Raw genomic sequence first — 26391 nt, 5'->3', positions numbered from 1 at the left:
TTATTGAAAAACTTCATTCAAAATTCCATTAAAAGTCAGAAAGTATTCTATCGATATTTTCGCAGGAAAGGTATTAAAAGACTTTTCAAAGAAAATATCTTAGAAAGTGATGGAGACAACAAAAGTAAAGCACTTTCTATCGCCTTAGGAATTTTTATTGGAATTTCTCCTTTTTGGGGATTTCATACTGTTTTAGCGCTTTCATTGGCAACAGTTTTTAAACTGAATAAATTTTTATCCTTCGTTTTCTCTCAAGTTAGCATTGCTCCTTTAGCACCTTTTATTATAGGGATTTCTATGTTTTTCGGTTCGTTTTTCGTGGAAGGAAAAACCGATTTTTCTCATCAAGAATTGAATTTAGAAATGGTAAAACACAACTTGTTACAATACGTCGTGGGAAGTTTTATTTTCGCCACTTTGTTAGCGATTAGTTTTGGTTTTACATTTTTCTATTTATTGAATCTTTTCCGAAAAGAAAGTACGTCTTAACTCACTTAAAACCAATATTTTTAACCAAAAATTAATAAAAAATCCACGAAAATTCATTATATTCGCACACTTAAATTTTAACAGTAGAAACCGAGATATAATGAAGAAGTTCACAGAATACAAGCAACTTAACCTAAATGCTGTAGCAGAAAACGTTGCCAATTTTTGGAAAACCAATCAAACCTTTAAAAAATCCGTAGAAACACGCGAGGGAAAACCTGAATACGTTTTTTACGAAGGACCGCCTTCTGCAAACGGAATGCCGGGAATTCACCACGTAATGGCGAGAGCATTAAAGGATATTTTTTGCCGTTATCAAACGCAAAACGGAAAGCAAGTTTTCCGTAAAGCTGGTTGGGACACGCATGGTTTACCTGTAGAACTAGGTGTAGAAAAAGAACTCGGAATTACCAAAGAAGACATCGGTAAAAAAATTACCGTTGAAGAATATAACCAAGCGTGTAGAAATGCTGTAATGCGTTATACAGACGTTTGGAACGACCTTACCGAAAAAATTGGTTATTGGGTAGATTTAGACAATCCTTACATTACCTACGAACCAAAATATATGGAAACAGTTTGGTGGTTACTCAAACAATTGTACAACAAAGATTTATTGTACAAAGGTTACACTATTCAGCCATATTCTCCAAAAGCGGGAACTGGACTTTCTTCTCACGAATTGAATCAACCAGGAACGTACAGAGATGTTTCTGACACTACGGTTGTTGCTCAGTTTTCTGTAAAAAATCTTTCTGAAAAAGCTTCAGAAAAAATCTCAAATCTCGAATCTCAAATCTCGAATCTAAGTATTCTTGCTTGGACAACTACCCCTTGGACTTTGCCTTCTAACACAGCTCTTGCAGTTGGTAGAGACATAGAATATGTTTTGGTAAAAACCTTCAATCAATATACTTTTGAGCCGATTAATATCATTTTGGCTCGTCCGTTATTGGAAAAACAATTCGGGAAAAAATTTGTAGAAGGAACAGATGAAGACTTCGCCAATTACACTTCTGAAAGTAAAACCATTCCTTACCAAATTTTAGCAGAATTTACAGGGGAAGATTTAGCAGGAACTACTTATGAACAATTGATTCCTTGGTTTTTACCAGCAGAAAATCCAGATCAAGCATTCCGTGTAATCATCGGAGATTTTGTAACTACGGAAGACGGAACGGGAATTGTACACATTGCGCCAACTTTCGGTGCAGATGACAACAGAGTTGCCCAAGAAAACGGAATTCCGCCAATGTTGGTAAAAGATGAAAATGATAATCTTGTTCCGTTGGTAGATTTAACCGGAAGATTTTTAAAAGGCGAAAACGTTCCTGAAATTTTCAGCGGAAAATATATTAAAAACGAATATTACGACGAAGGAACTGCTCCCGAAAAATCTTGGGATGTAGAACTCGCAATTTTGTTAAAAACCGAAAATAAGGCCTTCAAAGTAGAGAAATATGTTCACAGTTATCCGCATTGTTGGAGAACTGATAAACCAGTGCTGTATTATCCTTTGGATTCTTGGTTTGTAAAAATGACTTCCGTGAGAAATCGTTTGGTAGAACTCAATGAAACCATTAATTGGAAACCAAAATCTACAGGTGAAGGAAGATTTGCCAACTGGTTAGAAAATGTAAACGATTGGAATCTTTCTCGTTCAAGATATTGGGGAATTCCTTTGCCAATCTGGAGAAGCGAAGATTTGAAAGAGCAAAAAGTTATTGGTTCTGTAGAAGAATTGGTGAATGAAATTCAAAAATCTATAGATGCAGGTTTTATGACCGAAAATCCTTTCAAAGATTTTGAAGTAGGAAATATGTCTGCTGAAAATTATGCAAAAATAGATTTACACAAAAATATAGTTGACGCCATCACTTTGGTTTCAGAAACTGGAAAACCAATGAAACGTGAATCTGATTTGATAGATGTTTGGTTTGATTCTGGTTCTATGCCTTATGCACAATTGCATTATCCTTTCGAAAATAAGGAAATGATTGACAGCGGAAAAGCTTTTCCGGCAGATTTTATTGCAGAAGGAGTAGACCAAACTAGAGGTTGGTTCTACACACTTCACGCAATTGGAACTACGGTTTTCGATTCTATTGCTTATAAAAATGTGGTTTCCAACGGTTTAGTCCTTGACAAAAACGGACAAAAAATGTCTAAACGTCTCGGAAATGCAATCGACCCTTTTGAAACTTTACAAAAATATGGACCTGATGCGACGCGTTGGTACATGATTTCTAACGCCAATCCTTGGGAAAATTTAAAATTTGACTTAGAAGGAATTGATGAAGTTCGTAGAAAATTCTTCGGAACGCTTTATAACACTTATTCTTTCTTCAGTTTGTACGCGAATGTTGATGGATTCAATTATTCTGAAAAAGAAGTTGAAAATCGCCCAGAAATTGACCGTTGGATTTTATCTGAACTCAATTTATTGGTAAAAGATGTTACAGAATTCTACGAAGATTACGAACCTACGAAAGTGGCAAGAGCGATTAATAATTTCGTGAATGACAATTTAAGTAACTGGTATGTAAGATTGTGCAGAAGACGTTTCTGGAAAGGAGATTATTCTGAAGACAAAATTTCTGCTTACCAAACTTTATATACTTGTTTAGAAACTGTCGCGAAAATTTCGGCGCCAATTGCTCCTTTCTTTATGGACCAATTGTACCAAGATTTGAACGCGGTTACTGGAAAAGACGCAGCAGAATCTGTTCACTTAACAGATTTTCCGAAAGTTGATGAAAGCTTAATCGACCAAAATTTGGTAGAAAAAACACATTTGGCACAAACCATCACATCTATGGTTTTCTCTTTGAGAAAGAAAGAAAACGTGAAGGTTCGTCAACCACTTCAAAAAGTAATGATTCCTGTTCTAGACAAGAAAACGGAAGAGCAAATTTTAGCAGTTTCGGAACTCATCAAACAAGAAGTGAATGTAAAAGAATTACAATTAATTAATGCAGAAGAAGCAAGTCATTTAATTGTAAAACAAATTAAGCCGAATTTCAAATCTTTAGGTCAAAGACTAGGAAAAGACATGAAAACGGTCGCTGGTGAAATTACTAATATGACTTCGGAGCAAATTTCCACCATTGAAAAAGAAGGAAAAATGACCATTGCAGGTTATGAAATCGGTTTGGAAGATGTAGAAATTTCTACGAAAGACATCCCAGGTTGGACGGTTGCTAGCGAAGGAAAAACAACGGTAGCGCTTGATTTAACCATTACAAATGAATTAAAATCTGAAGGAATTGCAAGAGAATTCATCAATAGAGTTCAGAATTTAAGAAAAGACAAAGATTTCGACCTAACAGACAGAATTTCAATCAGATTAGAAGAAAACTGTCCGTTTAGAAAAGAACTTACTAACAATGAACAATATATTTGTACAGAAGTATTGTCAGATAAAATAGAATTTGTAATTTCACTCGCAAATTTTGAAGAAATCGAAATTGACGAAGTTAAATTTAATGTTAATATTGAAAAAATATAACAAAGATGGCAGAAGAAAGAGTAAGATATAGTGACGCTGATTTACAAGAATTTAAGAAAATCATACAAGACAAAATAGCAAAGGCTGAAAAAGATTTAGCCCTTATTAACGAAAGTTTCATCAATGACCAAAATAATGGTACAGATGACACTTCTCCTACCTTCAAAGCTTTCGAAGAAGGAGCAGAAACGCTAAGCAAAGAGCAAAATTCTATTTTGGCTGGAAGACAAGAAAAATTCATTCGTGACCTAAAACACGCCCTAATAAGAATTGAAAACAAAACTTACGGCGTTTGTAGAGTGACTGGCAAATTAATCCCAAAAGAAAGATTAATGGCGGTTCCTCATGCTACATTAAGCATTGAAGCGAAAAATATGCAAAGATAAATTTGTACTTTGTACAACGTATAATGTGCAATGTATAATGTGTTTTGAAAAAGATTCATTGTACTTTGTGCATTTTATATTTTTATACCATCAACTATGGAACTTTTATTTCTAATCCTTGCCATTGCAGTCATTTTTATCTTTTTCTTTAGAAAAGACATCAAAGAAAAAATAAATCCTGACAAAACTAAAAACTACACCATAGACGATAAATATAACGCTGCTAAACGCGAAAGAGAAAAAGAAATTGACCAACTCTTAAGCAAAATAGGAGAAAACGGAATTTCAGATTTAAGCGAAAAAGACCGAAAAAGATTAGAAGAATTATCTAAAAAATAAATCAATAAGCGTTATCAAATTGTAAAGTTTTAATGCTTTTAAATAAACCAAAAAATGGAATCACTTATCGTTCACCTAAAAAACCAAATGGAACTCAATGCACTGAAAAGTGTAATGAAGGAAATGGGAATTAAATATGAAAAATTTCACACCAGAAATAATAAAACAAACCCTTTTGTAGAAAAGAAAATTTCAGCTAAAAAAGCGGTAAAAGCCACTAAAAATTTTAAAGAAAAACCAAAACCAGGATTATAATGAAAAAAATCGTACTTGTTACTTTTATCGTTTTATTAATCGACCAACTGTCTAAAATTTACGTAAAAACTCATTTTAATCTCAATGAAAGCATAGAAGTTTTCGGGCAAGATTGGTGGAGATTCACTTTCGTAGAAAATCCCGGAATGGCTTATGGTTTACAATTCGGTGGTTTACTCGGCAAATATGCACTTGTCATCATCAGAATTTTCTTAATTGGAGGAATGATTTATCTTTTTAGAAAATGGCTCAAAGAAGGCGCTTCTAATTATTTACTAATCCCGATGTCTATGATTTTTGCTGGAGCCATCGGAAACTTGATTGACGGAATGTTCTACGGATTAATTTTCGATTCTGGAATGGTTTATGACTCAACGATTGATAGATGGATTGGTTATGACGGGATTTCTCAATTTACAGAATTCGGGAAAGGCTATTCACATTTCATGAAAGGTTGTGTAGTAGACATGTTTCATTTTCCTATGTTCTCATTCAATCTTTTTGGAAAGCATTTTGAATTTTTCAGTTACATTTTTAATGTAGCCGATTCCGCAATCACCATTGGTGCCATTTTCTTACTTATTTTCAAGAGGAAAGCTTTTCCTAATGGATTTGAATTGTAAAGAATGAAAACATTAAAAAAAATAATATATTTTGGTCTGATTTTCTTCGGAATCTCAGTCCTTTTTATCTTTTGGGCAAATTATAAAATAGAATCTGAAACCAAGGATTTAGTTACTTATGATATTCAAAAACTACCCAACGAAAAAGTGGGCTTACTGCTAGGAACTGGCAAATTTTTAAAAAATGGATGGAAAAATCTCTATTTTTTCAACAGAATAGATGCCACCGAACAGCTCTATAAATCAGGGAAAATACAATATATTTTGATTAGCGGAGATAATTCTACAAAAAATTACAGCGAACCAGAAGATATGCAAGCTGAATTGATAAAAAGAGGAATCCCAGCTGATAAAATCGTGCTGGATTTCGCAGGTTTTAGAACTTTAGATTCTGTAGTGAGAGCTAAAGAAATTTTCGGACAAAATTCTTTCATCATCATTTCACAGAAATTCCACAACGAAAGAGCAATCTTTCTTGCTAGAAAATACGGAATTGAAGCCTATGGTTTTAATGCAAAAGATGTTAATAAATACTTCGGTTTCAAAACCAAAATAAGAGAATACTTTGCTAGGGTTAAAGTTTTTGTAGATTTTACATTAGGGATTGAACCTAAATTTGGTGGGGAGAAAGTAGTTATGAAATAAATTAAACTAAAACTTCAAAAAACTCCAAGGAATTTTTTATATTTTTGTATAAAATTAATAAATCATGAAGTTTTATTTATATTTTTTTATTTTATTATCATATATATCTTGTTCTAGAGATAATGAATCTATCACAATTGAAGAGGACTTAAAACCAGAAAAAATCGGCATATTATTGCCTTATTTAAGGTATGATTTTATTATGCCAAATTCTGACTTCAATTACTATTTTATTTATGACAATCAAGGAAGAGTAATAAAAAGAAAAGGAGGGCAAGTTTCTGCTCCTACTTCATCTGGAGCTTTAGGTATTTTTTCAAATGCAGTTATTACAGATATAAATTATCTTCCTAATAAAATTATTGTAACTAAAAAAAGTGATGATACAAATATATATGTATCTCCAGATGTAAAAGAATACAAAACTGACAATATTGGAAGAGTTATAGAATCAAATAAATTATTTAAATCAAGCCCTGTTTTTGACGAATACTATTATTATAAGTACAATAAAGAAGGGCAATTAATTGAAATTGAAACAAAGCTTCCAAATTATCCTTATGACCCAAATGATCCCACAGATTTTATCTTGAGCTATAAAGAAATTTTCAATTATAATAATGGCAACCTTGTTAGTTCAATAAAAACTACTCTTAAAAATGGTATTCCTACAAAAAATAGTACAGAGAAAATATTTAGCAACTATGATAATGCAAAGAATCCTTTTAAAAGGCTCTTAATTTTTAATGAATACTTTTACCAAGGATTATCAAAAAATAACTGTCGTAAAATTGTAACTAAAACCTACAATGAAGACACAATGCTTACATCAGAAAATATAAGTGAATGGTCTTATAATTATGATAAAAATGGTCAAGTAATATTAGAATTATAACAAAAAAAACATATATTAATCAAAATGTCAAGAATCCTCACCGGAATACAAGCAACAGGAACTCCACATTTAGGAAATCTTTTGGGAGCCATCATTCCTGCCATAGAATTATCTAAAAAATCTGAAAACGAATCGTTTTTGTTTATCGCAAACATGCACTCTTTAACACAAATTAAAAATGCAGAAGAACTGAGACAAAACACCTACGAAATCGCAGCAGCTTGGTTAGCTTGCGGTTTAGATACCGAAAAAACTTATTTCTACAGACAAAGTGATATTCCTGAAGTTTGTGAACTTTCTTGGTATTTATCTTGCTTCTTTCCTTTTTCTAGATTACAACTGGCGCATTCTTTCAAAGATAAAGCAGACCGTTTAGAAGATGTAAACGCAGGACTTTTCACCTATCCTATGTTGATGGCGGCAGACATTTTATTGTATGATGCAGAAATCGTCCCTGTAGGAAAAGACCAGTTACAGCATTTGGAAATGGCGAGAGATGTAGGTGCGAGATTCAACAATCAAATGGGAGAAATTTTCGTACTTCCACAAGCTGAATTACAAGAAAATACGAAATACGTTCCAGGAATTGATGGTCATAAAATGTCTAAATCTAGAGGAAATATCATCAATATTTTCCTTCCAGAAAAGCAATTAAAAAAACAAGTGATGGCTATCGAAACGGACTCTACCCCGCTAGAAGAACCGAAAAATCCTGATACTTGTAAAGTTTTTGCCATTTATTCTTTACTCGCAAATGAAACGCAAATCGCAGAAATGCGTGCTAAATATTTGGCAGGAAATTACGGTTATGGTCATGCTAAAACAGAATTACTCAATTTAATTCTTGAAAATTTCAAAACTGAAAGAGAAAAATTCGAATATTACATGAACAATCTTTCTGAACTGGACGCTAAATTGCAAGAAGGTGCAGAAAAAACCAGAAAGATTGCCGCAGAAACTTTAAAAAGAGTGAGAGCGAGTTTGGGAATGTGATTCTTTAAGTATGAGTTATGAATTATGAATGACTAGTCCTAAAAAACCGATACAGATTATAGGACAAAAATAAATAATTAAACCAAAGTAAAAACGTTTTTGCTTTGGTTTTTGTTTTTATAGGTTTTGATTTTTAATTTTTCTTGTTTGTGCATTTGGTTCGGAGTAAGATAATGATTAGAAAAATGAGGCCTTAATTCATTATAAATTTTAATTGATTCGTCTACTATTTTTCTTTTGATTTTTGTTTCAACATCAAATTTATCAATATCAAATTCTTGTTTTAAAATTCCATTTATTCTCTCTGCCACCGCATTTTCATAAGGGTCAGAGTTTTGAGTCATGCTACATTTAATATTGTTTTTTTCTAAGATTCTTTGATATTCATCACTACAGTATTGTAATCCTCTGTCTGAGTGATGAATTATTGATTTTAGAACAGGTTCCTGATTTTTTATCGCTTTATTTAATGCCAATAGACTTCCTTCTGTTGTTAAGTTTTCGGCAACATGATGCCCCACAATTTTCTTGGAATACGCATCAGTTATTAAACTTAAATAACTTGGGTTTTTTCTATTTCCAATGTAGGTAATATCTGCTACCCAAACTTGGTTGGGTTTTGTAACTTGATAATCTGACACTAAATTTTTATGCTTTCTAAAGCGATGATGGGAGTTCGTGGTAACGTGGTAACTCCTTTTGGGTATTATTAATAAATGGTTGGCCCGTAAAATATTAAAAAATTTATCCCTTCCAATTTTTAGCTCTTTTAAAGGTTCGCTTAATAAAAAATACAGTTTCCTTCCGCCAAGTTTTGGCATCTTTATTCGGATATCTTCCACTAAATCCACCACTTGTTCTGCTTTATTCCTACAGGCTTTACTACGCTTTGTACTTCTATAATAGACTTGTCTATTCCAACCAAACAATCCACAGGTAAAAATTAGGGTTTCTTTTTCTTCTCTGCGGAAGTCATTGATTGTTCGGGTGGTAAGTTTTTTCTGATATCAATTTGATACTCTTTTTCTGCAAGGTTTATCATCATATCAAAAATGATGGCCTTTTTATCTGCAACATAAGCCTGTTTTTCTAAAAATGCTTTCTGTTTTTGAAGCAGTTTTACTTCAGCTTCTAACTCCATGATGCGTTGTTCTGGTGTTTTAGACATATTGGTTGGTGTTTGGTTTTCCCAATCAAAGTTACCATATTTTCTTAACCAACTCACTACTGTAGAGCGTGATTGGATACCGTACTTTTTCTTGCAAGCGGTAATTCCTAGTTTTCCTTCTTCGATATCTTTCACGATTTGAAGTTTTAAACTTAAACTGTAATCTTTCTGTGTTCGCTTTAAATAAAGCATTTCTTGTTGTTCTTGCATAACGATGTTTTTTTGTGTATCGCTATTTCAGGACTAGACAGAATTATAATATAAAACCTTTCAGAAATCTGAAAGGTTTTTATTTTATAAATAGTTTTTAATTTCTTCCAAATTTTGAATGGTTTTCAGACCTTCTTCAGATTTATCTTCTTTCAGTGCATCAAAGAAAATAATATCTAAACCAAAATTCTGAGCACCTTTTACATCTGCCACCCAGTCATCACCAATAAATATTGACTCAGATTTTTCAGCATTGGCTAAATTCAAGGAATATTCGAAAATTCTTTCATCTGGTTTCATGGCATGAGCATCTTCTGCACTCGTTACCGTTTCGAAATATTTTTTAAGTCCAGATTTTTCTACTTTTCTGTTCGTCACTTCATGGAAACCGTTAGAAACTACGTGAAGTTGATACCCTTTCTCTTTTAAATATTCTAAAACTTCAATAGTTTGCGGAATCAATTCATTGAAATTGATGATTTCGTCTAAGAAATGCTTCTCAAAATATTGCGCTAACTGTTCATCATCTATCCCGAAATGTAGAAAAGTATCATAAAATCTATGTTTTCTTAAGAAATCCTTATCTATTATTCCGTCTCTAATTTTCACCCATAAATCTTCATTAATTTCATCATATTTAGCATGAAATTCATGAAAAAGGATGTTGTATTTTTCGGAAATTTCTTTTCTTGAGAACAATTCTTCTAAGGTAAGAACTGCATTTTTGCGGTGATCCCAAAGTGTATTATCGAGGTCAAAAAAAATGTGCCTTATGTTTTTCATAGGGCACAAATTTAAGTAAAATAAGCGGTTTATTTAATTTTTAGAAATGATAAATTTCTTTTCATTTGAAGTTAAAACAGCTATACTTTTAGAAAAATTTAATAAAAAATTTACTGTTGATTTCTTAGGATTCAAAACAGGATTTTTAAGAGAGTAATTATTTTTCATAGGCTAAAAAATTCGTTTTTACAAGAACGGAACTATTTGGCCTTTATTGTATTACCTCGTTAAAATTATTTGATTTTCTTCCATAATTTTTCTCATGTTAATCAGTGCATAACGCACTCTACCTAGTGTAGTATTGATACTTGTGTTGGTTTGCTCTGCAATTTCTTTGAAACTTAATCCATCAAAAAATCTTAATTTAATGACTTCCTGTTGGTTTTCGGGTAAGAAAACGAGCATTTTCATCAGGTCATCATAAATTTGATTCGTAATTAATCTTTCTTCTATGTTTTCCTCAGTTTCTTTAAGCAAATCAAAAATAGAAAACTCTTCGTTTTCATAAGTTGTTTCAGAAACTTTTATGTGCTTAGATTTAAGTCGATAATGGTCTATAATAAGATTGTGCGCAATTCTTTTTGCCCAAAGAATAAATTTACCATCATCATTATATCTTCCTTCTTTTAGGGAAACAATGATTTTCATGAAGGTATCTTGAAAAACATCATTAGCGAGTTCTTCATCCATCAATTTATAGAAAATAAAAGAGAAAAGTTCTTTTTGGTGTCTTGAAATAAGAATAGAAAGTGCGCTTTCGTCGCCTTTTTGATATCTCGAAATCAGCAAACTATCAGTATGTGTTTCCATAACTTTAACTTCATTATTAAGAAACAGACTAACAAAAGCTAGCTATTTCTGGTTTTTACAGTTTATTAAATGAAGTAAAGTTTGCTCAATAGGCGATTCGATTTACGTTTTGTATGACAAATTTATAAAAAATGTTAAATATTCAAAATAATTTTTCAAAAAAATCGTTATTTGATTATTTATTTTTCTTTGATTTACTGAAAACAACTAACGGAATATTAACCGTGAAATTTAAATTAAGTCCTTCCATTACTCTATCATTCAACTGGCTATTTCCTAGCTTAAATGCGTAACCACCAGTAAAATCTATAATTCCGAAAAGGGAGATTCCTGCTTTTGGTGCAACAAATTGAGGCGTAATTTCTGTACCTGCAAGAAAATAATAAGAATGCTGTATATCTACGTTTTTTTCGAAGTTCAATAAAATATCTCCTTGAAACTTAGGCAAAATCGCAAATTCACCGTTTACTTTTCCCATCAAAGCAGAACCTGAAACTCGGTAAAGAACATTATCGTTCTTTAGAAAAATGAATCTTGCTCCAACTTCTCCAAAGTTTGAGTTTTGATATTCGTAACCTGCAAAAACCATCGGATGAATCGTAACCTGCGATTGCGCACGAAATCCAATGAAGAAAATACTGAAGAAAAATATATGTTTAAGAGCTTTCATACTGAAAATTTTTGTAAAAATAAGAAAACCGTTCATTTCTGAACGGTTTCTTGATTATAAGTTGAAGGCTTTCTTAATATCTTCTACTCTGTCTAGCTTTTCCCAAGTAAAGAATTCTAGATTATCGAGTGTAATTTCATTTTTTTGACCTTTATTGAAAGTCTTGCTTCCTACGTAGTAATCTCTTCCCATGTGTCCGTAAGCTGCGGTTTCTTGATAGATTGGATTTCTCAATTTCAAGTTTTGCTCAATTGCGTAAGGTCTTAAATCAAATAATTCTTGCACTTTTTTCGCTAATTCACCATCATTGATTCCTACTTTAGAAGTTCCGTAAGTATTGATAAATAATCCACAAGGTTCTGCTACACCAATTGCGTAAGAAACTTGCACCAAAACTTCATCTGCAACTCCTGCAGCAACTAAGTTTTTAGCAATGTGTCTTGTTGCATAAGCAGCACTTCTGTCTACTTTTGATGGATCTTTTCCAGAAAAAGCACCACCACCGTGAGCTCCTTTTCCGCCGTATGTATCTACGATAATTTTTCTACCAGTTAAACCAGTATCACCGTGAGGTCCACCAATTACAAATTTTCCAGTTGGATTGATGTGATATTTAATTTGGTCATTAAACAATGCTTGGATTTCTGGCTTTTGCTGAGCGATTACTCTAGGCATTAGAATTTCGATGATGTCTTTTCTAATTTTTGCAAGCATTTCTTCATCTTCTGCAAAATCATCATGTTGCGTAGAAACTACAATAGCGTCTATTCTTTGTGGTTTATGATCATCTGAATATTCAATTGTTACTTGAGACTTCGCGTCTGGACGAAGATATTTAATCTCTGTTCCTTCTCTTCTGATTGCTGAAAGTTCTCTTAAAATAGAATGCGCTAAATCTAATGCAAGTGGCATATAATTTTCGGTTTCATTGGTTGCATAACCGAACATCATTCCTTGGTCTCCTGCTCCTTGAGCATTTGCTTTTTCTTCAAAAGATTCTCCAGATTTTCTATCAACTCCTTGATTAATATCTGAAGATTGCTCATGAATAGCAGAAATTACGCCACAAGAATCACCATTAAACATATATTCACCTTTGGTATAACCTATTCCATTGATGACTTCTCTGGCGATGGTCTGTACATCTAGATAAGCTTCTGATTTTACTTCTCCTGCTAGTACAACTTGTCCTGTAGTGACTAAGGTTTCACAAGCGACCTTAGAATTTCTATCATAAGCTAAAAAATTATCGATAAGCGCATCAGAAATTTGGTCTGCTACTTTGTCTGGATGTCCTTCTGAAACAGATTCAGATGTAAATAAATAAGGCATATTATTATTTTCTTTTTAAGGATTAAAACAGAAAAAATTGGAAGGCAAACCTTATGAGAACTAAAAAGAAGAAATCTGTTTTAGCATTTTTTATTGAGGTTGCAATCAGTCCAAATTTTTCCTCTAAAATTTGTTGGGCAAAATTACAGAGTATTTTATTAATATCAAAATACTTAGAAAAAAAGCTCCTCAAAAATTTGAAGAGCTTTTTGACAAAAATTATTGTGGTTTTATTTTTACAAAATCTTGTGGGAATTGGGTATAATTCAACTTCGGTTCTAGGGAAGTTTTAATAGATTTCACCAATTCGTCTAGAATTTTTTGTTTGTAAGTAGGTTTGTAGTAAATCATGCTGATTTCTCTACTTGGGAAAGGCTTTTTGAAACGGTGAATTTTATCTTTTTGATTTTCCTGAAGCTGTGATACTGCTAATTCTGGTAAAACAGTTAAACCGCCTACTTTATCTACCATTTGCACTAAAGTATTAATGTTAGACGCCATAAAATCTAAATTTTTAGGCTTCAGAGAGTTTTCTTTAAGGTTGCAGATATTTTCGAATTGTGTTCTTAAGCAGTTCCCTTCTTCTAAAAGCCAAACTTTATTCACATCTACATCTTCCGGCAAGATGAATTCATCTTTATTATCATTCGCAATTTTATCTGCTGAATACACCATCAACTCTTCATTGAACAAAAAGTCGCTGAAAAACTCTTCTGCATCAGAATAAGGTGTAGAAATAATTCCTGCATCTAATTCTCCTGATTTCAGTGCTTTAATAATGTTTTCAGTGGTCATTTCTTTTACATTCAACTCAATTTTTGGGTTTTTAGAAAGAAAATCAAAAATTTCTGTTGGCAAAATAAAACTGGAAACGGTAGGAATAATCCCTAAATTAATTCTACCAGCAAGAACATTGTTTAAAATGCTTGCTTTGTTTTTCAATTCCATTACAGAATCTACTACTACTTTTGCTTGATCAATAATTTGCGCACCAATATCTGTAGTTCTAATAGGATGGGTAGTTCTATCAAAGATTTTTACTTCCATCTCATCTTCGAACTTCTGAATCATTGCACTTAAAGTAGGTTGGGTAATAAAACAAGCTTGAGCAGCTTTTCCGAAGTGTTTATATTTATCTACTGCGATAAGATATTCTAATTGTTGAATATTCATTTGTAGGGTACTTATTTATAAATTCTATTACAAATATAGAGAAGATATGCGAGAAAAAATAATATTTCTACACGATAGACGTCATGCGTTGAATTCTAATTTTTAATTGATTTTATAAATAAAACTACTCTCAATTTTTCCTCTCAAAATTTAATTTTTATTTGTTACTTTGTTATCCAGAAAAAACAACCATCATGAGTAAGAAGCTAACCAATTCATCAGGAATGCCGTATTTTGAACACCAAGATTCTCAAACGGTTGGAGCAAGAGGACCTGTTTTATTGCAAGATTTTATTCTACAAGAAAATCTAGCGCATTTTGTAAGAGAAAGAATTCCAGAAAGAATCGTTCATGCAAAAGGAACAGGCGCTTACGGAAAATTTACCGTAACTCACGATATTACTAAATACACCAGAGCCAAATTATTCTCTAAAGTAGGAAACACTTGTAGAATGTTTGCTAGATTTTCTACTGTTGGCGGAGAAAAAGGAAGCGCAGATACAGCAAGAGACCCTAGAGGTTTTGCGCTAAAATTCTATACAGAAGATGGAAATTGGGATTTAGTAGGAAATAACACACCGGTATTTTTCATCAAAGACGCTAAAAAATTCCCAGATTTTATTCATACCCAAAAACGACACCCTAAAACCAACTTGAAATCTCATACCATGATGTGGGATTTTTGGAGCTTAAATCCAGAAAGTTTACATCAAGTTTTAATTTTGATGAGCGACAGAGGAACTCCTTATGGTTACAGACATATGCACGGTTTTGGTTCTCATACTTTTTCGATGATTAATGATAAAAATGAGAGAATTTGGGTGAAATTTCATCTAAAAACCAAACAAGGCATTAAAAACTTCACCGATGCTGAAGCCACTAAAATGGCGGGAGAAAATCCAGATTTTGCACAAGAAGATCTTTGCAATGCTATAGAAAATGGTGATTTCCCGAAATGGACCATGTACATACAAGTAATGACCGAAGAAGAATCTAGAGAATTTAAATGGAATCCTTTTGACATTACTAAAGTTTGGCCACAAGCAGAATTTCCACTGATTGAAGTCGGTGAAATGGAACTCAATGAAATTCCTAAAAATTATTTTGCTCATGTAGAACAATCTACTTTTTCGCCAAGTAATTTGATTGATGGAATTAGTTTTTCGCCCGATAAAATGCTTCAAGGAAGATTATTTTCTTATCCGGATGCTCACAGATACAGAGTGGGTGTAAATGCACATCAATTAGAAGTTAACAGATGTCCTTTTGCAACTCATAATTATCAAAGAGACGGATTTATGGCAGATTCTAGAGACTATGAAGACGCACCGAACTACCATCCTAATAGTTTTGACGACATAAAACCTGATCCTTCTTACAAAAAATTTGAAGAAGAATTAGACAGCAATCGTGTAGCGCATTTCGATAGAAATGAAAATGATAACGACCATTATACACAGCCAGGCCTACTCTACACCAAAGCGATGAACCAAGAAGACAGAACCAATTTGGTCAATAATATTATTGGTCACATGAAAAAAATTGACGGCCCGAAAAGAGATGAAATCATCAACAGACAATTGTGTCATTTCTTTAGAGCGAATGTAGAAATGGGAATGAGAATTGCGGCAGGACTTCAAGTAAAACTAGATGATGGAATTATGAACCACGCCAAATAAGAACAAACTTATACCAAACTTAAAAGAGTCAAGCATATAAGTGCTTGGCTTTTTTGTATTTTAGGCCAAAAATTAGTTATTTTGCACTTATCCTAAAAATCGTAATTTAATACTACCCTACCATGAATTTCCAAAATATTCTCCTAGAAAACGAAGGTCAAATTTCTACCATTACCATTAATAGACCACAGAGTTTAAACGCTTTAAATGGAGCTACTATCAGTGAATTGAGCGAAGCTTTATCTCAGCTAGAACAAGATTCTAATTGCAGAGTCATCATCATCACAGGAAGTGGCGAAAAATCATTTGTAGCCGGAGCAGACATTAAAGAGTTTTCTGATTTCGGTCAAGACAAAGCAGAGGAATTAGCCAGAAACGGACAAAATTCGCTATTCAATAAAATAGAAAATTTAAGAAAACCTGTTATTGCCGCTGTAAATGGTTTTGCATTGGGTGGTGGTTTAGAACTTGCGATGGCTTGTCACATAAGATATGCTTCAGAAAATGCAAAATTAGGTTTACCAGAAGTTACTTTAGGTCTTATTCCTGGTTATGGAGGCACCCAAAGATTACCAAAATTAGTAGGAAAAGGACTTGCGAATGAATTGATTTTCTCTGCTAAAATGATTTCGGCGAGTAAAGCAAAAGAAATGGGTTTGGTAAACGAAGTTTTTAGTTTAGAAGAATTATTACCAAAAACCAAAGAATTAGCCACCCTTATTTCTAAAAATTCACCGCAAGGAATTTCTAAAGCCATTGCTGCGGTGAATGCATCAGATTCTGCTGAAGGTTATGAATTAGAAATCAAATCTTTCGGAGAATTATTCGAAATGGAAGATAAAAAAGAAGGCGTTTCTGCATTTTTAGAAAAAAGAAAGCCTAATTTTTAAAAAATTCAGAAAAAAGTAAGAAGCTAATTTTAAAAATTTTAAAATGAATCACAATAAATTTGACTTAGCCTATCTTAAAATGGCTAAAGAATGGGCAAAACTTTCTTACTGCGAAAGAAAAAAAGTAGGAGCACTCATTGTAAAAGACAGAATGATTATTTCTGACGGATATAACGGAACTCCTTCTGGTGCAGAAAATTGTTGTGAAGACGAAGGCGGAAAAACGCATTGGTACGTGCTTCATGCAGAAGCAAATGCCATTTTAAAATTAGCTTCTAGTACTCAGTCTGCAAAAGGCGCTACTCTTTACCTTACACTTTCGCCGTGTAAAGAATGCAGCAAACTTATATTACAATCTGGCATCAAAAGACTAGTCTATATAGACCAATACTCAGATACAGAAGGATTAGAATTTTTAGAAAATGCTCAAGTAGAAGTTCTTCAAATTAAAGAAGAAAACTTAAAATAAAAAACTAGCATGATATTTGCACCTCAAAAACACACTTAAAAACACAATAAAAACAAAATAAAAACAAAAAAACACAAATGACCTGGAATGAAACGATTGAGAATTTTTCACATTTTCTCAAATTCGAGAGGAATTTCTCTGACAATACTTTAGATGCATACATACGAGATGTGAAGAAACTAAAAGCTTTCTCAGAGGAAAAACTAGATAACACTACTCCCGACAAAATAACTTTTGAAAACTTACAAGAATTTCTCCTTTATCTTACCAAAGAAAAAATAAGCGAAAGAACTCAAGCAAGAGGAATATCTTCTATTAAATCTTTTTTTAAATATCTTATCGAAGAAGAAATTAGAGAAGACAATCCTTCCACACTTCTTGAAGGTCCAAAATTAGGCTTATATTTACCTGATACGCTAAGCTTCGAAGATGTAGAAAAAATCATTAAAGCCATCGATTTAAGCACTGATTTAGGCGTGAGAAATCACTGCATCATAGAAGTATTGTATGGTTGCGGTCTTAGAGTTTCTGAATTAATAGAACTTAAAATTTCTGATGTTAATTTCAAAGAAAACTTTATAAAAGTAGAGGGAAAAGGAAAAAAAGTAAGATACGTTCCGCTTGCTAATTACACTGCAAATCTTATTTTGAACTACATCAATAATGTAAGAGCAAACAATAAAATTGGCAAAAAATATGAAGACCACATTTTCCTTAACAGCAGAGGTTCTTCCATGTCTAGAGTGATTGTATTCATCATTATCAAAGAATTGGTAGAAAAGGCGGGAATCAGAAAAAGTATTTCTCCACATACTTTCCGTCATTCTTTTGCTACTCATCTTTTGCAAAACGGTGTAGATTTAAGGTTTATCCAAGAAATGCTAGGACATTCTAGCATTACCACCACAGAAATTTACACCCATTTAAAAACCGAAGAATTGCATGATGTAATTCTGAAATACCACCCAAGAAACAAATGAAACATTTAAAATATTGCCCAAAATGCGGACAAGAAACGCTGATTTTTGATGGAGAAAAGAAATTTTCTTGTTCACAATGTGATTTTGTGATGTATCATAATTGCGCCGCCGCAGTTGCAGTATTAATTAGATTCGAAGACGAATTATTACTAACCAAGAGAAATCAAAATCCTAAAATCGGGAAACTAGATTTAGCGGGCGGTTTTACAGACCCAAAAGAAAGCGCCGAAGAAACTTGCTCAAGAGAATTAAAAGAAGAATTGGGGATAGAAATAGACCTCAAAAATTTAAAATTCGTAGGAAGTCTGCCCAATGTTTATCATTACAAAGAAGTAGACTATAATACTTTGGACTTATTCTTTGAATATCGAGTGGAGGAAAAAATAGCAATCAAAAAACTAGAAGCTCACGAAATTTCAGAAACCATTTGGGTGAAAATTTCTGAACTCAATCTTGAAGAAATCGCTTTCGATTCGCAGAGAAAATTTTTAGAAAATTATCAATAAAAAAAGCTCCGAAAAGGAGCTTTTTTAGTTTTTAATATTGACCAGATTTTTGTAATCCTTTAAAATAATCAATCAATATTTTTCTTTGAGTATCAGTAAGATTAGCTTCTGGATGCATCGGAATATAACCTTTAAATGGCATTTCTTTACGCTCTATCGTTTCAATGATTTCATCTAAAATGTGGTCTTTTTGGTCTTTGTTATACATCATCCATTCAGAGAAATTTACATTTTCTTTGCCTTCATTTACGTGATGCTTAATCGACCAAGAAATAGGAGCAATGTAAGCATAACTAGGATATTTCACCTCGTTGCTATGGCAATCGTAACACGCATTTTTCAGCATTTCGGTTACATCTTTCGGAGTTTTGAGCACCTCTACAAAATTCTGTTTCGGGTCTACTGGTTTATTGGTTCTGTCGATAGGAATAAGTTGTATTAAAACCAAGAAAACAACGATTCCGATGAGTACTTTTTTCATTTGAATATATTTATGAGTTCAAAATATTCTAAAATTCTACTTTTAACGATTGGTAAGTTCCCAATCTTCCTTAATTTCCCAGAGTGGTCTTACATTAATTTCTTTTTCAAAAATGTAGACGTCTTCAGCAGCGATATTTTGCGCAAAATCTGCTTCGTCCCAGAATCCATTTCCATTATTGTCTACTCTAATTCTGGCAATATAAGTCGCTGGTTTCAAATTTTTAAAGGAAACTTCTGAGGCATTGGTGAACTGAGAATATAATATTTCACCTTTTTCATTGGTCAATTCTACCCAAAATTTAGCCGTAGGTTTATTTTTAATCACAGCCGTAAAAGAACCATAATTTTCTGGTTTATCAATCTCAAATTGAAATTGGAACGACTTATCGTTACTGCTGTAATAAGAAGAAACGGTTTCTTTTGGTATCGTTAAAACATACTTTTTCGTCGGTTTAAAACTAGAATTCACTAGAATTTTAAAAGGATTTTTCTCTGAAATTTTCGCAGTGAAATCTTGTGCAATGCTATCGCTTTCCAATTTCCAAGAAGAAGTGTTGAGATTTTCTATGGGCAACGATGTATTAATGACAAAATTATTTTCTGGGGCGATTAAATTCCCGGCTTCATTAGAGAGTTTAAACTCATCTTTCACTGCTTTATAACTCACGGAAATGGTATCGCTAATCGTAGGCGTGAAATAACTTAATTTCAATTGTTTAGAAACAGTTCCACCCAAATTACTCTTCTCTGCATCAAACCAAATATTCACAGAATCCGAACGTTTTGCATGCGTTACTTTAAAATCTTTCAGTTCTTCTGAAAGCGATTTTACTTCCACCGTTTCCGGATTTCCTTCAAAAGTCATCAATAAACCACCATTAATAGCTTTACTTTCTTTGTATTTTACCATTTTTTTAGAAGGGTAAAGTTTCAATTTGAGACCTCTTACACTTGTGCTGTCTAAGGTAATTTTTTCTTTCAAAAAAGAAACTTTTTCTTTTCCTGCATCGTAAACAGAATTTTGATTTTCGTCATCAAAAGCTATAATTACAAATTCCCCTTTTGGTAAAAAATTGAGTTCAAAATAATTTTCTTCGTCTACTTTGGTAATATAATCGGGTTTCTGTTTGTAGTCTAGATTTTCGCCTGCTTTATAGAGACCTACTACCATTTTATTGTCTTTTGCCGTTTGATTTTCTTTGATGAGCGTCATGGCATCTTTCACGGTTCCACTCACGAAAAGGTCATCTATTTTATCTCCTGTAGAAAACGCAAAATTAAAGTAAGGCAAAGGATTAGACTCGTTATTGTCTACAATGGCATTTCCAAAATTAAAATTATAGGTAGTATTGGCTTGAAGCGTATCTTCCCACTGTATCAAAACATATTTATTAGCCAGATTAGAAGGAATGACTTTTTTAATTTTCTTAATCGGTGGCGATACATTGAAATTTTTATTAAAATCTTTCAGCATTACATATTCATCAAAATCCAGCCTCAATTCCTTTACCGTTCTAGAAACATTTAATCGAGTAGTATCAATATTAGAGCCTAAAAATTTAGGAGCCAAAGAATCTCTAGTACCGCCATTTGGTGCGCCAACTCTAGCACACGAAAAAAGCAACAGATTAAGCAGAAGGAGAAAAATTATTTTTTTCATTGATGAAATTTGAGCAAAATTAAGAATACCTTTTCTATTGAGAAAATAAGTTGTGAAAGTTTATGATATATTAGGCTAAAACCCCAACGTTTCGGTTCAGAAATTATAAATAATAGGTTCACAACTCATCTATTGCGGTTCTTAAGTATAAAATATACGTGGCTCAACTCATCATTTTCGGTTGTTAAGCATAAATTTGGGGTTCGAGACCCCAAATTTCAGGTTACATAACCCTATCAGATTACTACAGAACCTCTACATAACACTTCTGAACGTATCTAAACTAGTAATTTAAAGGTTAAGATGAGTTAAAAATATATCCGAAGGAATAAAAAATATCCTGCAGTAGTATTTGCAGGATATTTTTATGTTTTCTATTATTCTGTAGGTGGCGTTTCTGTGGTCTTAGAAGTTTTACCAAAGAATTGTTTGGTTTCATTCAGCTTAGTTTCGAAACCTGGGGAAGCTGTACCTGCCTTATAATTGGTATAGGCATAATCTGTAAGTGCAGCTTGGTAATTGTCATAATCGTGAAGAATTTTTGCGTTTTTAAGTTTAGTAGATAAGCTGTCTAAACGGGTAATAAATGCTTCTAGATTTTTTCTGCTGTTATAATCATTCTCAAATTCTTCCCAATCTACATCAGAAGATGATAAGGTAGGTTGACTCTTGTGAAAATCATAAACCTTGTTTACGAAAAGTTTGTTTTGCTCATTGATGCTCCCATACTTTTGGCGGTCTTCTGCATTTAGGTTTACATTAATGATTTGTAGTGCTGTTTCTAAGTCAGTAAGTGCATTCTGCGCATCTGTAATTTGCTGAGCGGTAAGATGCGTGTTGTTTAAATTAGTAATTCCCATATTGTTTAATTTTTTTTAAATGGTTTTAGTTTTTGGAAGTTTTAAGAATTAAAATACATGATCATAATGTAAACTAATCCTTATCTCAAAAATAATAAAAAAACAATTAAAATGATTATTTTCATTTAAAAAATACTCAAAAAAAGTAATTATGTTAAAAAAATGATTTTTTATGTGAAATTCACGTATTTTTTATGAAAAGACAGTGATTTTTTTCAAATAACGAGCTCTGAAATGAGAAAGTAATAGTAGATTCTTCTAATTTTACAGGAACTAAATAACCCGAACTCATGACTCTAAAAATTTTATTACTCTTTGAGACGCTTCCCGAATAATTTTATGATTTGGAATTATTCGGGGAGTCTACATTTTTACAAATCATTTCAAAAACAAAATAATCATATCAATAAAACAATCTTAAATGAAAAAAATAACAATTATTTTTAGTGTTATTTTTATTATTGCAATTTCAGTGTTATCTTGTCGAAACGAAGATGTGTATAACTCTGTGGAGCAAAATAAAGAATATGCTTCTAAATCTCTTTGGCAAGAAGATCAAGTGTATATTAAAAATATAAATAAAGTATATGACAATAATGCAAATATTGAATACATATATAAAACCTACGGAACGGTAGCTTGGGAGTATGCAATGAGTATGGGGCGATTTAATGAATCATATCTTATAGTTCCAGTTACTAAAAACCATAAAGTATTATACACATTAGAAGTTTATAGGAAAGGCAGCAAAGTGTTTTTTTATTTTTCTAATAAAGATAATGAAGCAAAAAATTTTTTTGAAGCTATTATTTTTAATAATCCAAATAAAATTAAGGTAAATAGTAATAATGCCAAAGTTACTTCTCGTTCACTTTCCTGTAGAACTATAACACTAATAGTAGGATCTTACGAAGGAGTAGGTGGAGAGCAATACCCTATAGAAAAAAGAGAAACAATATGCAAGTTTGTAGATGAAGAGCTTGTGACCCCAAGTGACTGTCTAGACCCTTCTGGGGATTGTAGCAGTGGGGGAGGTAGCGGTGGGGGCTATAATTATCCTAATCAAAATACTGATCCTTGCGCAACCGCAAAAATAGGCGTTAATAATGCAAACACAACCCTCTCTGATGCAAGAATAAAAACAGATTTTACAGATAAGATGAAAAACATAGCAGCCTCTTCTACCAATTCTGAAACAGGGATGACTATAGGAAAAGACAGTAATGGAAATATTAAAGTAACTGAACCTATTACCGTTACCGGCACTGCTGGGCAAGTACCAGCTGCACCTGCAGGTTATAATGCTATTGCAGATGGGCATAATCATAATTATTCTAACCCGCCCTCTCCTGGAGATCTGTGGACAATGATGGAGAATTTAGTGAATAACCCGTATTTTGAAACTAGATATATTTTTGGGCAAGACGGTTCTATATATGCCCTTACGGTAAATGATAGGCAAGCTGCTATAGATTTCTTAGCTGCATACCCTAGAAGCCAATACCTAAAACCTAATTCGGGAGATTTTATTCAGAGTGGTGCATTATTTGATGATTTTGATAACGCAAAAGAAAGATTAATGAACTATACTCCTTTTATGTCTCAAATTGATGCTACAAAAAATGCAATGGCATACATTATGGATAAATATGGGATGGGAATTTCATTAAGCAAAAGCAATGGCACAAAATTAGAAGCTGTAAATGCACAGCAAAACCCAGACGGAATATATTCTACCTCTACTTGTAACTAAAATTTTAAAATTATGAAAACAAAAATATTTTTATTAAGCATATTACTATTTGCTTTTTCTTGCAAATCTCAAATTAATACCTATAGCGAAAAAACCTTAAAAAAACAAAGCGAGAAAATAACCAATTTTCAGCAGCAAAGAAGAACAGCTAAAATATCAAAAATAACCATAGGAGATGTCGTAAGCAAATTAGAGGTACCCATTATTTCTTTTAGTTTTGATAATGAATCTTGGGAAAGTGACAAGGCGAATTTAATAATGTTAAACTTTTATACACAAAGAGAGTTTGTTTATAAAATGGACAATAAAATTAATTTACATAAGATATATATTTATATAAAAAATCCAGTAAAAAGTGATGTGGTATTGCAATTAATTAGAAGAAACCAAGGTAAATGGACCAAAGAAGTAAATGATTATTTTAAAGATATGGAGGTAGAAAGTGTAAAAGCAAACTAAAACATCCAAAAGAAGCCAACTCTTCGAGGTTGGCTTTTTACTCTATGCAAGTTTACACATCAATGGCGTACATTATGGATAAGTATGGAATGGGTATATACCTCAGCAAAAGTAATGGCACAAAATTAGAAGCTGTAAATGCACAGCAAAATCCAGACGGAACTTATTCTACCTCTACTTGTAACTAAAATTTTAACATTATGAAAACAAAAATATTTTTATTAAGCATATTACTATTTGCTTTTTCTTGTAAATCTCAAATTAATACCTATAGCGAAGAAACCTTAAAAAAACAAAGTGAAAAAATAACCAATTTTCAGCAGCAAAAAAAAATATCAAAAACACAAAAAATTACTATAGAAGATATTGTTAGTAAATTAGATGTACCCATTATTTCATTCAGCTTTGAAACTGAGTCCTGGGAAAGCAACAATGTTAATTTAATAAAATTAAAATTTTTTACAGATAAAGAATTCTATTATAAAAATAATAATAACTTGAAATTATATTATATATATATATATTTAAAAAATCCGGTAAAAAGCGAAGTGGTATTGCAACTAATTAGAAAAAACCAAGGAAAATGGACAAAAGAAGTAAATGATTATTTTAAAGATATGGAGGTAGAAAGTGTAAAAGCAAACTAAAACATCCAAAAGAAGCCAACTTTTCGAGGTTGGCTTTTTACTCTATGCAAGTTTACACAGCAATAGTATACATTATCGACAAATATGGAATGGGTATATCTCTTAGCAAAAGCAATGGCACCAAACTAGAAACTGTAAATGCGCAGCAAAACCCAGACGGAACATATTCCACATCAACTTGTAATTAAAATTTTAAAATGAAAAACAAAATTATTTTATTTGTATTAGCGTTATTTTTAATACAGAATTGTTCAGCACAATTCAATGATTATAAAAAGAAATATAATGAATTATTACCTGCATTGCAGAAAAGCGCTAATAATAAAAAACTTTATTATGGAAAAGAATTTTCTGAGTTTTATCAGAATTTTACAGTAAAAGATAAAATAGTGTCCTTTGGTTATGACGGTAAATATGCTAATAGTAGGAAACTCTATATTTTGCGGTTATATTTTTCAAGAATAGAAGAAAGAGGTCCTCTAATTGACAATAAGCTCCCAATTCCTATGCTTAATATTACGTTTCAAGATCAGATACCAGATGAGATAATACCCTTGACAAGGAAGTATGAAGGAATATGGAATGAAGATATGGTAAAATTCTTTTCTAAGCTTAAAATTGAAAAGATTGAATACTATGGAATAAATGGATGGGATAATAAGGATAGAAGAGCTAGATAAATTAGAAAAAATATTTTCAGCAATAAAAGAATTCTAAAAGCTCCTCAATATTGTAGACTGCACCCAAAAGTTTAGACAAAATTAAACAATATTTTCAAAGGAAAGAGTTCGGTACTGTACCGGACTCTTTCCTTTGAGATTGAGTCTTATTCTATCATTGTTGTAATAGTGAATGTACTTCACTATTTCCATCTTAAGTTCCTGAATGGAACCAAACTTTCTGGCATAAAACATTTCTGATTTTATCGTTCCAAAAAAGTTTTCTATCACCGCATTGTCCAAACAGTTTCCTTTTCGGGACATACTTTGAATAATACCTTTTTCTTTTAACAAGTTTTGGTAATGTTTCATTTGATATTGCCAACCTTGATCAGAATGTAGAATGATGTTTTGTGTAGATTTTACTTTTCTGAATGATTTCTTTAGCATTCTGATGATTTGGCTAAACACAGGTCTTTCAGATAAGTCAAAACTGACAATTTCACCATTAAATAAATCGATGATTGGAGATAGATAAAGTTTATTACCCGATACATTAAACTCTGTAACATCGGTTGCCCATTTCTGATTAGGAGTGTCCGATTTGAAATTCCTCTGTAGAACATTGGGCGCAATTTTCCCTTGCTCTCCCTTGTAAGATTTATATTTCTTCACTCGGATAATACTCTTTAAACCTAATATTTTCATAAGTCGTAAAACAGTTTTGTGATTAATCAAAATTCCTTTTTCTTTCAAAAGCAAAGTAATTCTTCTATAGCCCAACCTTCCTTTGTGACGATGATAAATCTGCTTAATCATTTCTTTTATTTCCGCATATTTATCTTTCATTTGAAAGCGTTTTTGATAGTAATAAAAACTGCTTCTTGCCATCGATGTACAATGCAGTAGTACTGCTAAATCAAAGTCCTGCCTTAACTCTTCGATGGCTTTGGATTTTTCCTTTCCTGAATTAAGGCGTCTAACTTTTTTAAAATGGCGTTCTCGGCTTCTAAACCCAAATTCCGCAATAGAAAAAAAAGAGTATTTTAGTATTCTAATATCCAACT

At 32.3% G+C, this 26391-nt stretch carries 30 protein-coding genes; 19 read left to right on the top strand and 11 right to left on the bottom strand.

Annotated features, from left to right (window positions below; genetic code table 11):
• The first annotated feature begins 3 nt into the window (after positions 1-3).
• From KKQ79_RS12650 to trpS, 9 genes are all read left to right on the top strand, one after another.
• Positions 4-489, top strand: coding sequence for a DUF2062 domain-containing protein (locus tag KKQ79_RS12650; protein WP_213190443.1), 486 nt, complete (start codon positions 4-6; stop codon positions 487-489).
• Positions 490-589: 100 nt separating this feature from the next.
• Positions 590-3997: an isoleucine--tRNA ligase gene (gene ileS, locus KKQ79_RS12645; RefSeq protein WP_213190442.1), complete on the top strand. Its 3408-nt coding sequence runs from the start codon at positions 590-592 to the stop codon at positions 3995-3997.
• Positions 3998-4002: 5 nt separating this feature from the next.
• On the top strand, positions 4003-4383 hold the full coding sequence (locus KKQ79_RS12640; RefSeq protein ID WP_213190441.1) for a TraR/DksA family transcriptional regulator: 381 nt from the start codon (positions 4003-4005) through the stop codon (positions 4381-4383).
• Between the two features lie 96 nt (positions 4384-4479).
• Positions 4480-4722 (top strand): DUF6576 domain-containing protein, encoded by a 243-nt coding sequence (locus KKQ79_RS12635; protein ID WP_213190440.1) that lies wholly within the window; start codon positions 4480-4482, stop codon positions 4720-4722.
• Positions 4723-4776: 54 nt separating this feature from the next.
• Positions 4777-4977 carry a DUF2683 family protein gene (locus KKQ79_RS12630; RefSeq protein WP_213190439.1) on the top strand — a complete coding sequence of 67 codons (201 nt, stop codon included), beginning with the start codon at positions 4777-4779 and terminating at the stop codon, positions 4975-4977.
• Complete coding sequence (locus KKQ79_RS12625; RefSeq protein ID WP_069800243.1) at positions 4977-5600, top strand: lipoprotein signal peptidase; 624 nt, start codon at positions 4977-4979, stop codon at positions 5598-5600. Before KKQ79_RS12630 ends, KKQ79_RS12625 begins: the two co-directional genes overlap by 1 nt.
• A 3-nt stretch (positions 5601-5603) precedes the next feature.
• The gene (locus KKQ79_RS12620; protein ID WP_213190438.1) at positions 5604-6245 is read left to right on the top strand and encodes a SanA/YdcF family protein; all 642 of its coding nucleotides are present in this window, start codon (positions 5604-5606) and stop codon (positions 6243-6245) included.
• 64 nt (positions 6246-6309) lie between these two features.
• Positions 6310-7140, top strand: coding sequence for a hypothetical protein (locus KKQ79_RS12615; protein WP_213190437.1), 831 nt, complete (start codon positions 6310-6312; stop codon positions 7138-7140).
• A 24-nt stretch (positions 7141-7164) separates the two neighbouring features.
• Complete coding sequence (gene trpS, locus KKQ79_RS12610) at positions 7165-8133, top strand: tryptophan--tRNA ligase (RefSeq protein ID WP_213190436.1); 969 nt, start codon at positions 7165-7167, stop codon at positions 8131-8133.
• A gap of 77 nt (positions 8134-8210) precedes the next feature.
• Here the strand turns inward: trpS and KKQ79_RS12605 are convergent, their stop codons facing one another.
• From KKQ79_RS12605 to KKQ79_RS12575, 7 genes are all read right to left on the bottom strand, one after another.
• Positions 8211-9062, bottom strand: coding sequence for an IS3 family transposase (locus KKQ79_RS12605; RefSeq protein WP_213188993.1), 852 nt, complete (start codon positions 9060-9062; stop codon positions 8211-8213).
• A gap of 14 nt (positions 9063-9076) precedes the next feature.
• Positions 9077-9511 carry a hypothetical protein gene (locus tag KKQ79_RS12600; RefSeq protein ID WP_213188994.1) on the bottom strand — a complete coding sequence of 145 codons (435 nt, stop codon included), beginning with the start codon at positions 9509-9511 and terminating at the stop codon, positions 9077-9079.
• Positions 9512-9595: 84 nt separating this feature from the next.
• Complete coding sequence (locus KKQ79_RS12595; protein WP_213190435.1) at positions 9596-10294, bottom strand: YjjG family noncanonical pyrimidine nucleotidase; 699 nt, start codon at positions 10292-10294, stop codon at positions 9596-9598.
• A gap of 219 nt (positions 10295-10513) precedes the next feature.
• Positions 10514-11104, bottom strand: coding sequence for an RNA polymerase sigma factor (locus KKQ79_RS12590; RefSeq protein ID WP_213190434.1), 591 nt, complete (start codon positions 11102-11104; stop codon positions 10514-10516).
• Between the two features lie 175 nt (positions 11105-11279).
• The gene (locus tag KKQ79_RS12585; RefSeq protein ID WP_213190433.1) at positions 11280-11774 is read right to left on the bottom strand and encodes a hypothetical protein; all 495 of its coding nucleotides are present in this window, start codon (positions 11772-11774) and stop codon (positions 11280-11282) included.
• A 54-nt stretch (positions 11775-11828) separates the two neighbouring features.
• Positions 11829-13106 carry a methionine adenosyltransferase gene (gene metK, locus KKQ79_RS12580; RefSeq protein ID WP_104792825.1) on the bottom strand — a complete coding sequence of 426 codons (1278 nt, stop codon included), beginning with the start codon at positions 13104-13106 and terminating at the stop codon, positions 11829-11831.
• A gap of 219 nt (positions 13107-13325) precedes the next feature.
• The gene (locus KKQ79_RS12575; RefSeq protein WP_069800253.1) at positions 13326-14279 is read right to left on the bottom strand and encodes a hydrogen peroxide-inducible genes activator; all 954 of its coding nucleotides are present in this window, start codon (positions 14277-14279) and stop codon (positions 13326-13328) included.
• Positions 14280-14470: 191 nt separating this feature from the next.
• Here KKQ79_RS12575 and KKQ79_RS12570 point away from each other — a divergent pair, with 191 nt between their 5' ends.
• From KKQ79_RS12570 to KKQ79_RS12550, 5 genes are all read left to right on the top strand, one after another.
• A complete protein-coding gene (locus KKQ79_RS12570) occupies positions 14471-15958 on the top strand; it encodes a catalase (RefSeq protein WP_284070075.1) in 1488 nt (495 codons plus the stop codon).
• Between the two features lie 122 nt (positions 15959-16080).
• Positions 16081-16848, top strand: coding sequence for an enoyl-CoA hydratase-related protein (locus tag KKQ79_RS12565; protein ID WP_213190431.1), 768 nt, complete (start codon positions 16081-16083; stop codon positions 16846-16848).
• 43 nt (positions 16849-16891) lie between these two features.
• Positions 16892-17317, top strand: coding sequence for a deoxycytidylate deaminase (locus KKQ79_RS12560; protein WP_104792827.1), 426 nt, complete (start codon positions 16892-16894; stop codon positions 17315-17317).
• A gap of 77 nt (positions 17318-17394) precedes the next feature.
• On the top strand, positions 17395-18297 hold the full coding sequence (xerD, locus tag KKQ79_RS12555) for a site-specific tyrosine recombinase XerD (RefSeq protein ID WP_213190430.1): 903 nt from the start codon (positions 17395-17397) through the stop codon (positions 18295-18297).
• Positions 18294-18803, top strand: coding sequence for an NUDIX hydrolase (locus KKQ79_RS12550; RefSeq protein WP_213190429.1), 510 nt, complete (start codon positions 18294-18296; stop codon positions 18801-18803). Before xerD ends, KKQ79_RS12550 begins: the two co-directional genes overlap by 4 nt.
• Before the next feature lie 31 nt (positions 18804-18834).
• Here the strand turns inward: KKQ79_RS12550 and KKQ79_RS12545 are convergent, their stop codons facing one another.
• The 3 genes from KKQ79_RS12545 to KKQ79_RS12535 form a co-directional block, all read right to left on the bottom strand.
• Positions 18835-19284: a heme-binding domain-containing protein gene (locus tag KKQ79_RS12545; RefSeq protein ID WP_213190428.1), complete on the bottom strand. Its 450-nt coding sequence runs from the start codon at positions 19282-19284 to the stop codon at positions 18835-18837.
• Positions 19285-19326: 42 nt separating this feature from the next.
• Entirely contained in the window at positions 19327-20946 is a 1620-nt protein-coding gene (locus KKQ79_RS12540) for an Ig-like domain-containing domain (RefSeq protein ID WP_213190427.1), read from the bottom strand.
• A gap of 377 nt (positions 20947-21323) precedes the next feature.
• The gene (locus KKQ79_RS12535) at positions 21324-21806 is read right to left on the bottom strand and encodes a hypothetical protein (RefSeq protein ID WP_213190426.1); all 483 of its coding nucleotides are present in this window, start codon (positions 21804-21806) and stop codon (positions 21324-21326) included.
• Between the two features lie 421 nt (positions 21807-22227).
• On the opposite strand from KKQ79_RS12535, the gene KKQ79_RS12530 reads away from it, so the two are divergent.
• The 5 genes from KKQ79_RS12530 (at position 22228) to KKQ79_RS12510 (ending at position 25345) form a co-directional block, all read left to right on the top strand.
• Positions 22228-23559 carry a hypothetical protein gene (locus KKQ79_RS12530; RefSeq protein WP_213190425.1) on the top strand — a complete coding sequence of 444 codons (1332 nt, stop codon included), beginning with the start codon at positions 22228-22230 and terminating at the stop codon, positions 23557-23559.
• Positions 23560-23571: 12 nt separating this feature from the next.
• Positions 23572-24018 carry a hypothetical protein gene (locus tag KKQ79_RS12525; RefSeq protein ID WP_213190424.1) on the top strand — a complete coding sequence of 149 codons (447 nt, stop codon included), beginning with the start codon at positions 23572-23574 and terminating at the stop codon, positions 24016-24018.
• A gap of 44 nt (positions 24019-24062) precedes the next feature.
• Positions 24063-24206, top strand: a complete 144-nt coding sequence (locus KKQ79_RS12520) for a hypothetical protein (protein ID WP_213190423.1) — start codon at positions 24063-24065, stop codon at positions 24204-24206.
• Positions 24207-24218: 12 nt separating this feature from the next.
• On the top strand, positions 24219-24665 hold the full coding sequence (locus KKQ79_RS12515) for a hypothetical protein (protein ID WP_213190422.1): 447 nt from the start codon (positions 24219-24221) through the stop codon (positions 24663-24665).
• A gap of 197 nt (positions 24666-24862) precedes the next feature.
• Positions 24863-25345 (top strand): hypothetical protein, encoded by a 483-nt coding sequence (locus KKQ79_RS12510; RefSeq protein WP_213190421.1) that lies wholly within the window; start codon positions 24863-24865, stop codon positions 25343-25345.
• An 81-nt stretch (positions 25346-25426) separates the two neighbouring features.
• Here KKQ79_RS12510 and KKQ79_RS12505 read toward each other — a convergent pair whose 3' ends face one another.
• A complete protein-coding gene (locus tag KKQ79_RS12505) occupies positions 25427-26389 on the bottom strand; it encodes an IS3 family transposase (protein WP_213190420.1) in 963 nt (320 codons plus the stop codon).
• Positions 26390-26391 lie beyond the last annotated feature (2 nt).

It is taken from the genome of Cloacibacterium caeni (assembly GCF_907163125.1).
GTDB lineage: Bacteria > Bacteroidota > Bacteroidia > Flavobacteriales > Weeksellaceae > Cloacibacterium > Cloacibacterium caeni_B.
Note: the sequence above shows the minus strand (reverse complement) of the source record. Positions and strands in the feature narration are given on the sequence as shown.

Bases quoted from the DNA above. Each gene is read 5' to 3' on its own strand.
- ileS (WP_213190442.1), top strand. From the start codon at position 590: ATGAAGAAGTTCACAGAATACAAGCAACTTAACCTAAATGCTGTAGCA.
- KKQ79_RS12640 (WP_213190441.1), top strand. From the start codon at position 4,003: ATGGCAGAAGAAAGAGTAAGATATAGTGACGCTGATTTACAAGAATTT.
- KKQ79_RS12635 (WP_213190440.1), top strand. From the start codon at position 4,480: ATGGAACTTTTATTTCTAATCCTTGCCATTGCAGTCATTTTTATCTTT.
- KKQ79_RS12630 (WP_213190439.1), top strand. From the start codon at position 4,777: ATGGAATCACTTATCGTTCACCTAAAAAACCAAATGGAACTCAATGCA.
- KKQ79_RS12625 (WP_069800243.1), top strand. From the start codon at position 4,977: ATGAAAAAAATCGTACTTGTTACTTTTATCGTTTTATTAATCGACCAA.
- KKQ79_RS12620 (WP_213190438.1), top strand. From the start codon at position 5,604: ATGAAAACATTAAAAAAAATAATATATTTTGGTCTGATTTTCTTCGGA.
- KKQ79_RS12615 (WP_213190437.1), top strand. From the start codon at position 6,310: ATGAAGTTTTATTTATATTTTTTTATTTTATTATCATATATATCTTGT.
- trpS (WP_213190436.1), top strand. From the start codon at position 7,165: ATGTCAAGAATCCTCACCGGAATACAAGCAACAGGAACTCCACATTTA.
- KKQ79_RS12600 (WP_213188994.1), bottom strand. From the start codon at position 9,511: ATGCAAGAACAACAAGAAATGCTTTATTTAAAGCGAACACAGAAAGAT.
- KKQ79_RS12595 (WP_213190435.1), bottom strand. From the start codon at position 10,294: ATGAAAAACATAAGGCACATTTTTTTTGACCTCGATAATACACTTTGG.
- KKQ79_RS12590 (WP_213190434.1), bottom strand. From the start codon at position 11,104: ATGGAAACACATACTGATAGTTTGCTGATTTCGAGATATCAAAAAGGC.
- KKQ79_RS12585 (WP_213190433.1), bottom strand. From the start codon at position 11,774: ATGAAAGCTCTTAAACATATATTTTTCTTCAGTATTTTCTTCATTGGA.
- metK (WP_104792825.1), bottom strand. From the start codon at position 13,106: ATGCCTTATTTATTTACATCTGAATCTGTTTCAGAAGGACATCCAGAC.
- KKQ79_RS12575 (WP_069800253.1), bottom strand. From the start codon at position 14,279: ATGAATATTCAACAATTAGAATATCTTATCGCAGTAGATAAATATAAA.
- KKQ79_RS12565 (WP_213190431.1), top strand. From the start codon at position 16,081: ATGAATTTCCAAAATATTCTCCTAGAAAACGAAGGTCAAATTTCTACC.
- KKQ79_RS12560 (WP_104792827.1), top strand. From the start codon at position 16,892: ATGAATCACAATAAATTTGACTTAGCCTATCTTAAAATGGCTAAAGAA.
- xerD (WP_213190430.1), top strand. From the start codon at position 17,395: ATGACCTGGAATGAAACGATTGAGAATTTTTCACATTTTCTCAAATTC.
- KKQ79_RS12550 (WP_213190429.1), top strand. From the start codon at position 18,294: ATGAAACATTTAAAATATTGCCCAAAATGCGGACAAGAAACGCTGATT.
- KKQ79_RS12545 (WP_213190428.1), bottom strand. From the start codon at position 19,284: ATGAAAAAAGTACTCATCGGAATCGTTGTTTTCTTGGTTTTAATACAA.
- KKQ79_RS12540 (WP_213190427.1), bottom strand. From the start codon at position 20,946: ATGAAAAAAATAATTTTTCTCCTTCTGCTTAATCTGTTGCTTTTTTCG.
- KKQ79_RS12535 (WP_213190426.1), bottom strand. From the start codon at position 21,806: ATGGGAATTACTAATTTAAACAACACGCATCTTACCGCTCAGCAAATT.
- KKQ79_RS12530 (WP_213190425.1), top strand. From the start codon at position 22,228: ATGAAAAAAATAACAATTATTTTTAGTGTTATTTTTATTATTGCAATT.
- KKQ79_RS12525 (WP_213190424.1), top strand. From the start codon at position 23,572: ATGAAAACAAAAATATTTTTATTAAGCATATTACTATTTGCTTTTTCT.
- KKQ79_RS12520 (WP_213190423.1), top strand. From the start codon at position 24,063: ATGCAAGTTTACACATCAATGGCGTACATTATGGATAAGTATGGAATG.
- KKQ79_RS12515 (WP_213190422.1), top strand. From the start codon at position 24,219: ATGAAAACAAAAATATTTTTATTAAGCATATTACTATTTGCTTTTTCT.
- KKQ79_RS12510 (WP_213190421.1), top strand. From the start codon at position 24,863: ATGAAAAACAAAATTATTTTATTTGTATTAGCGTTATTTTTAATACAG.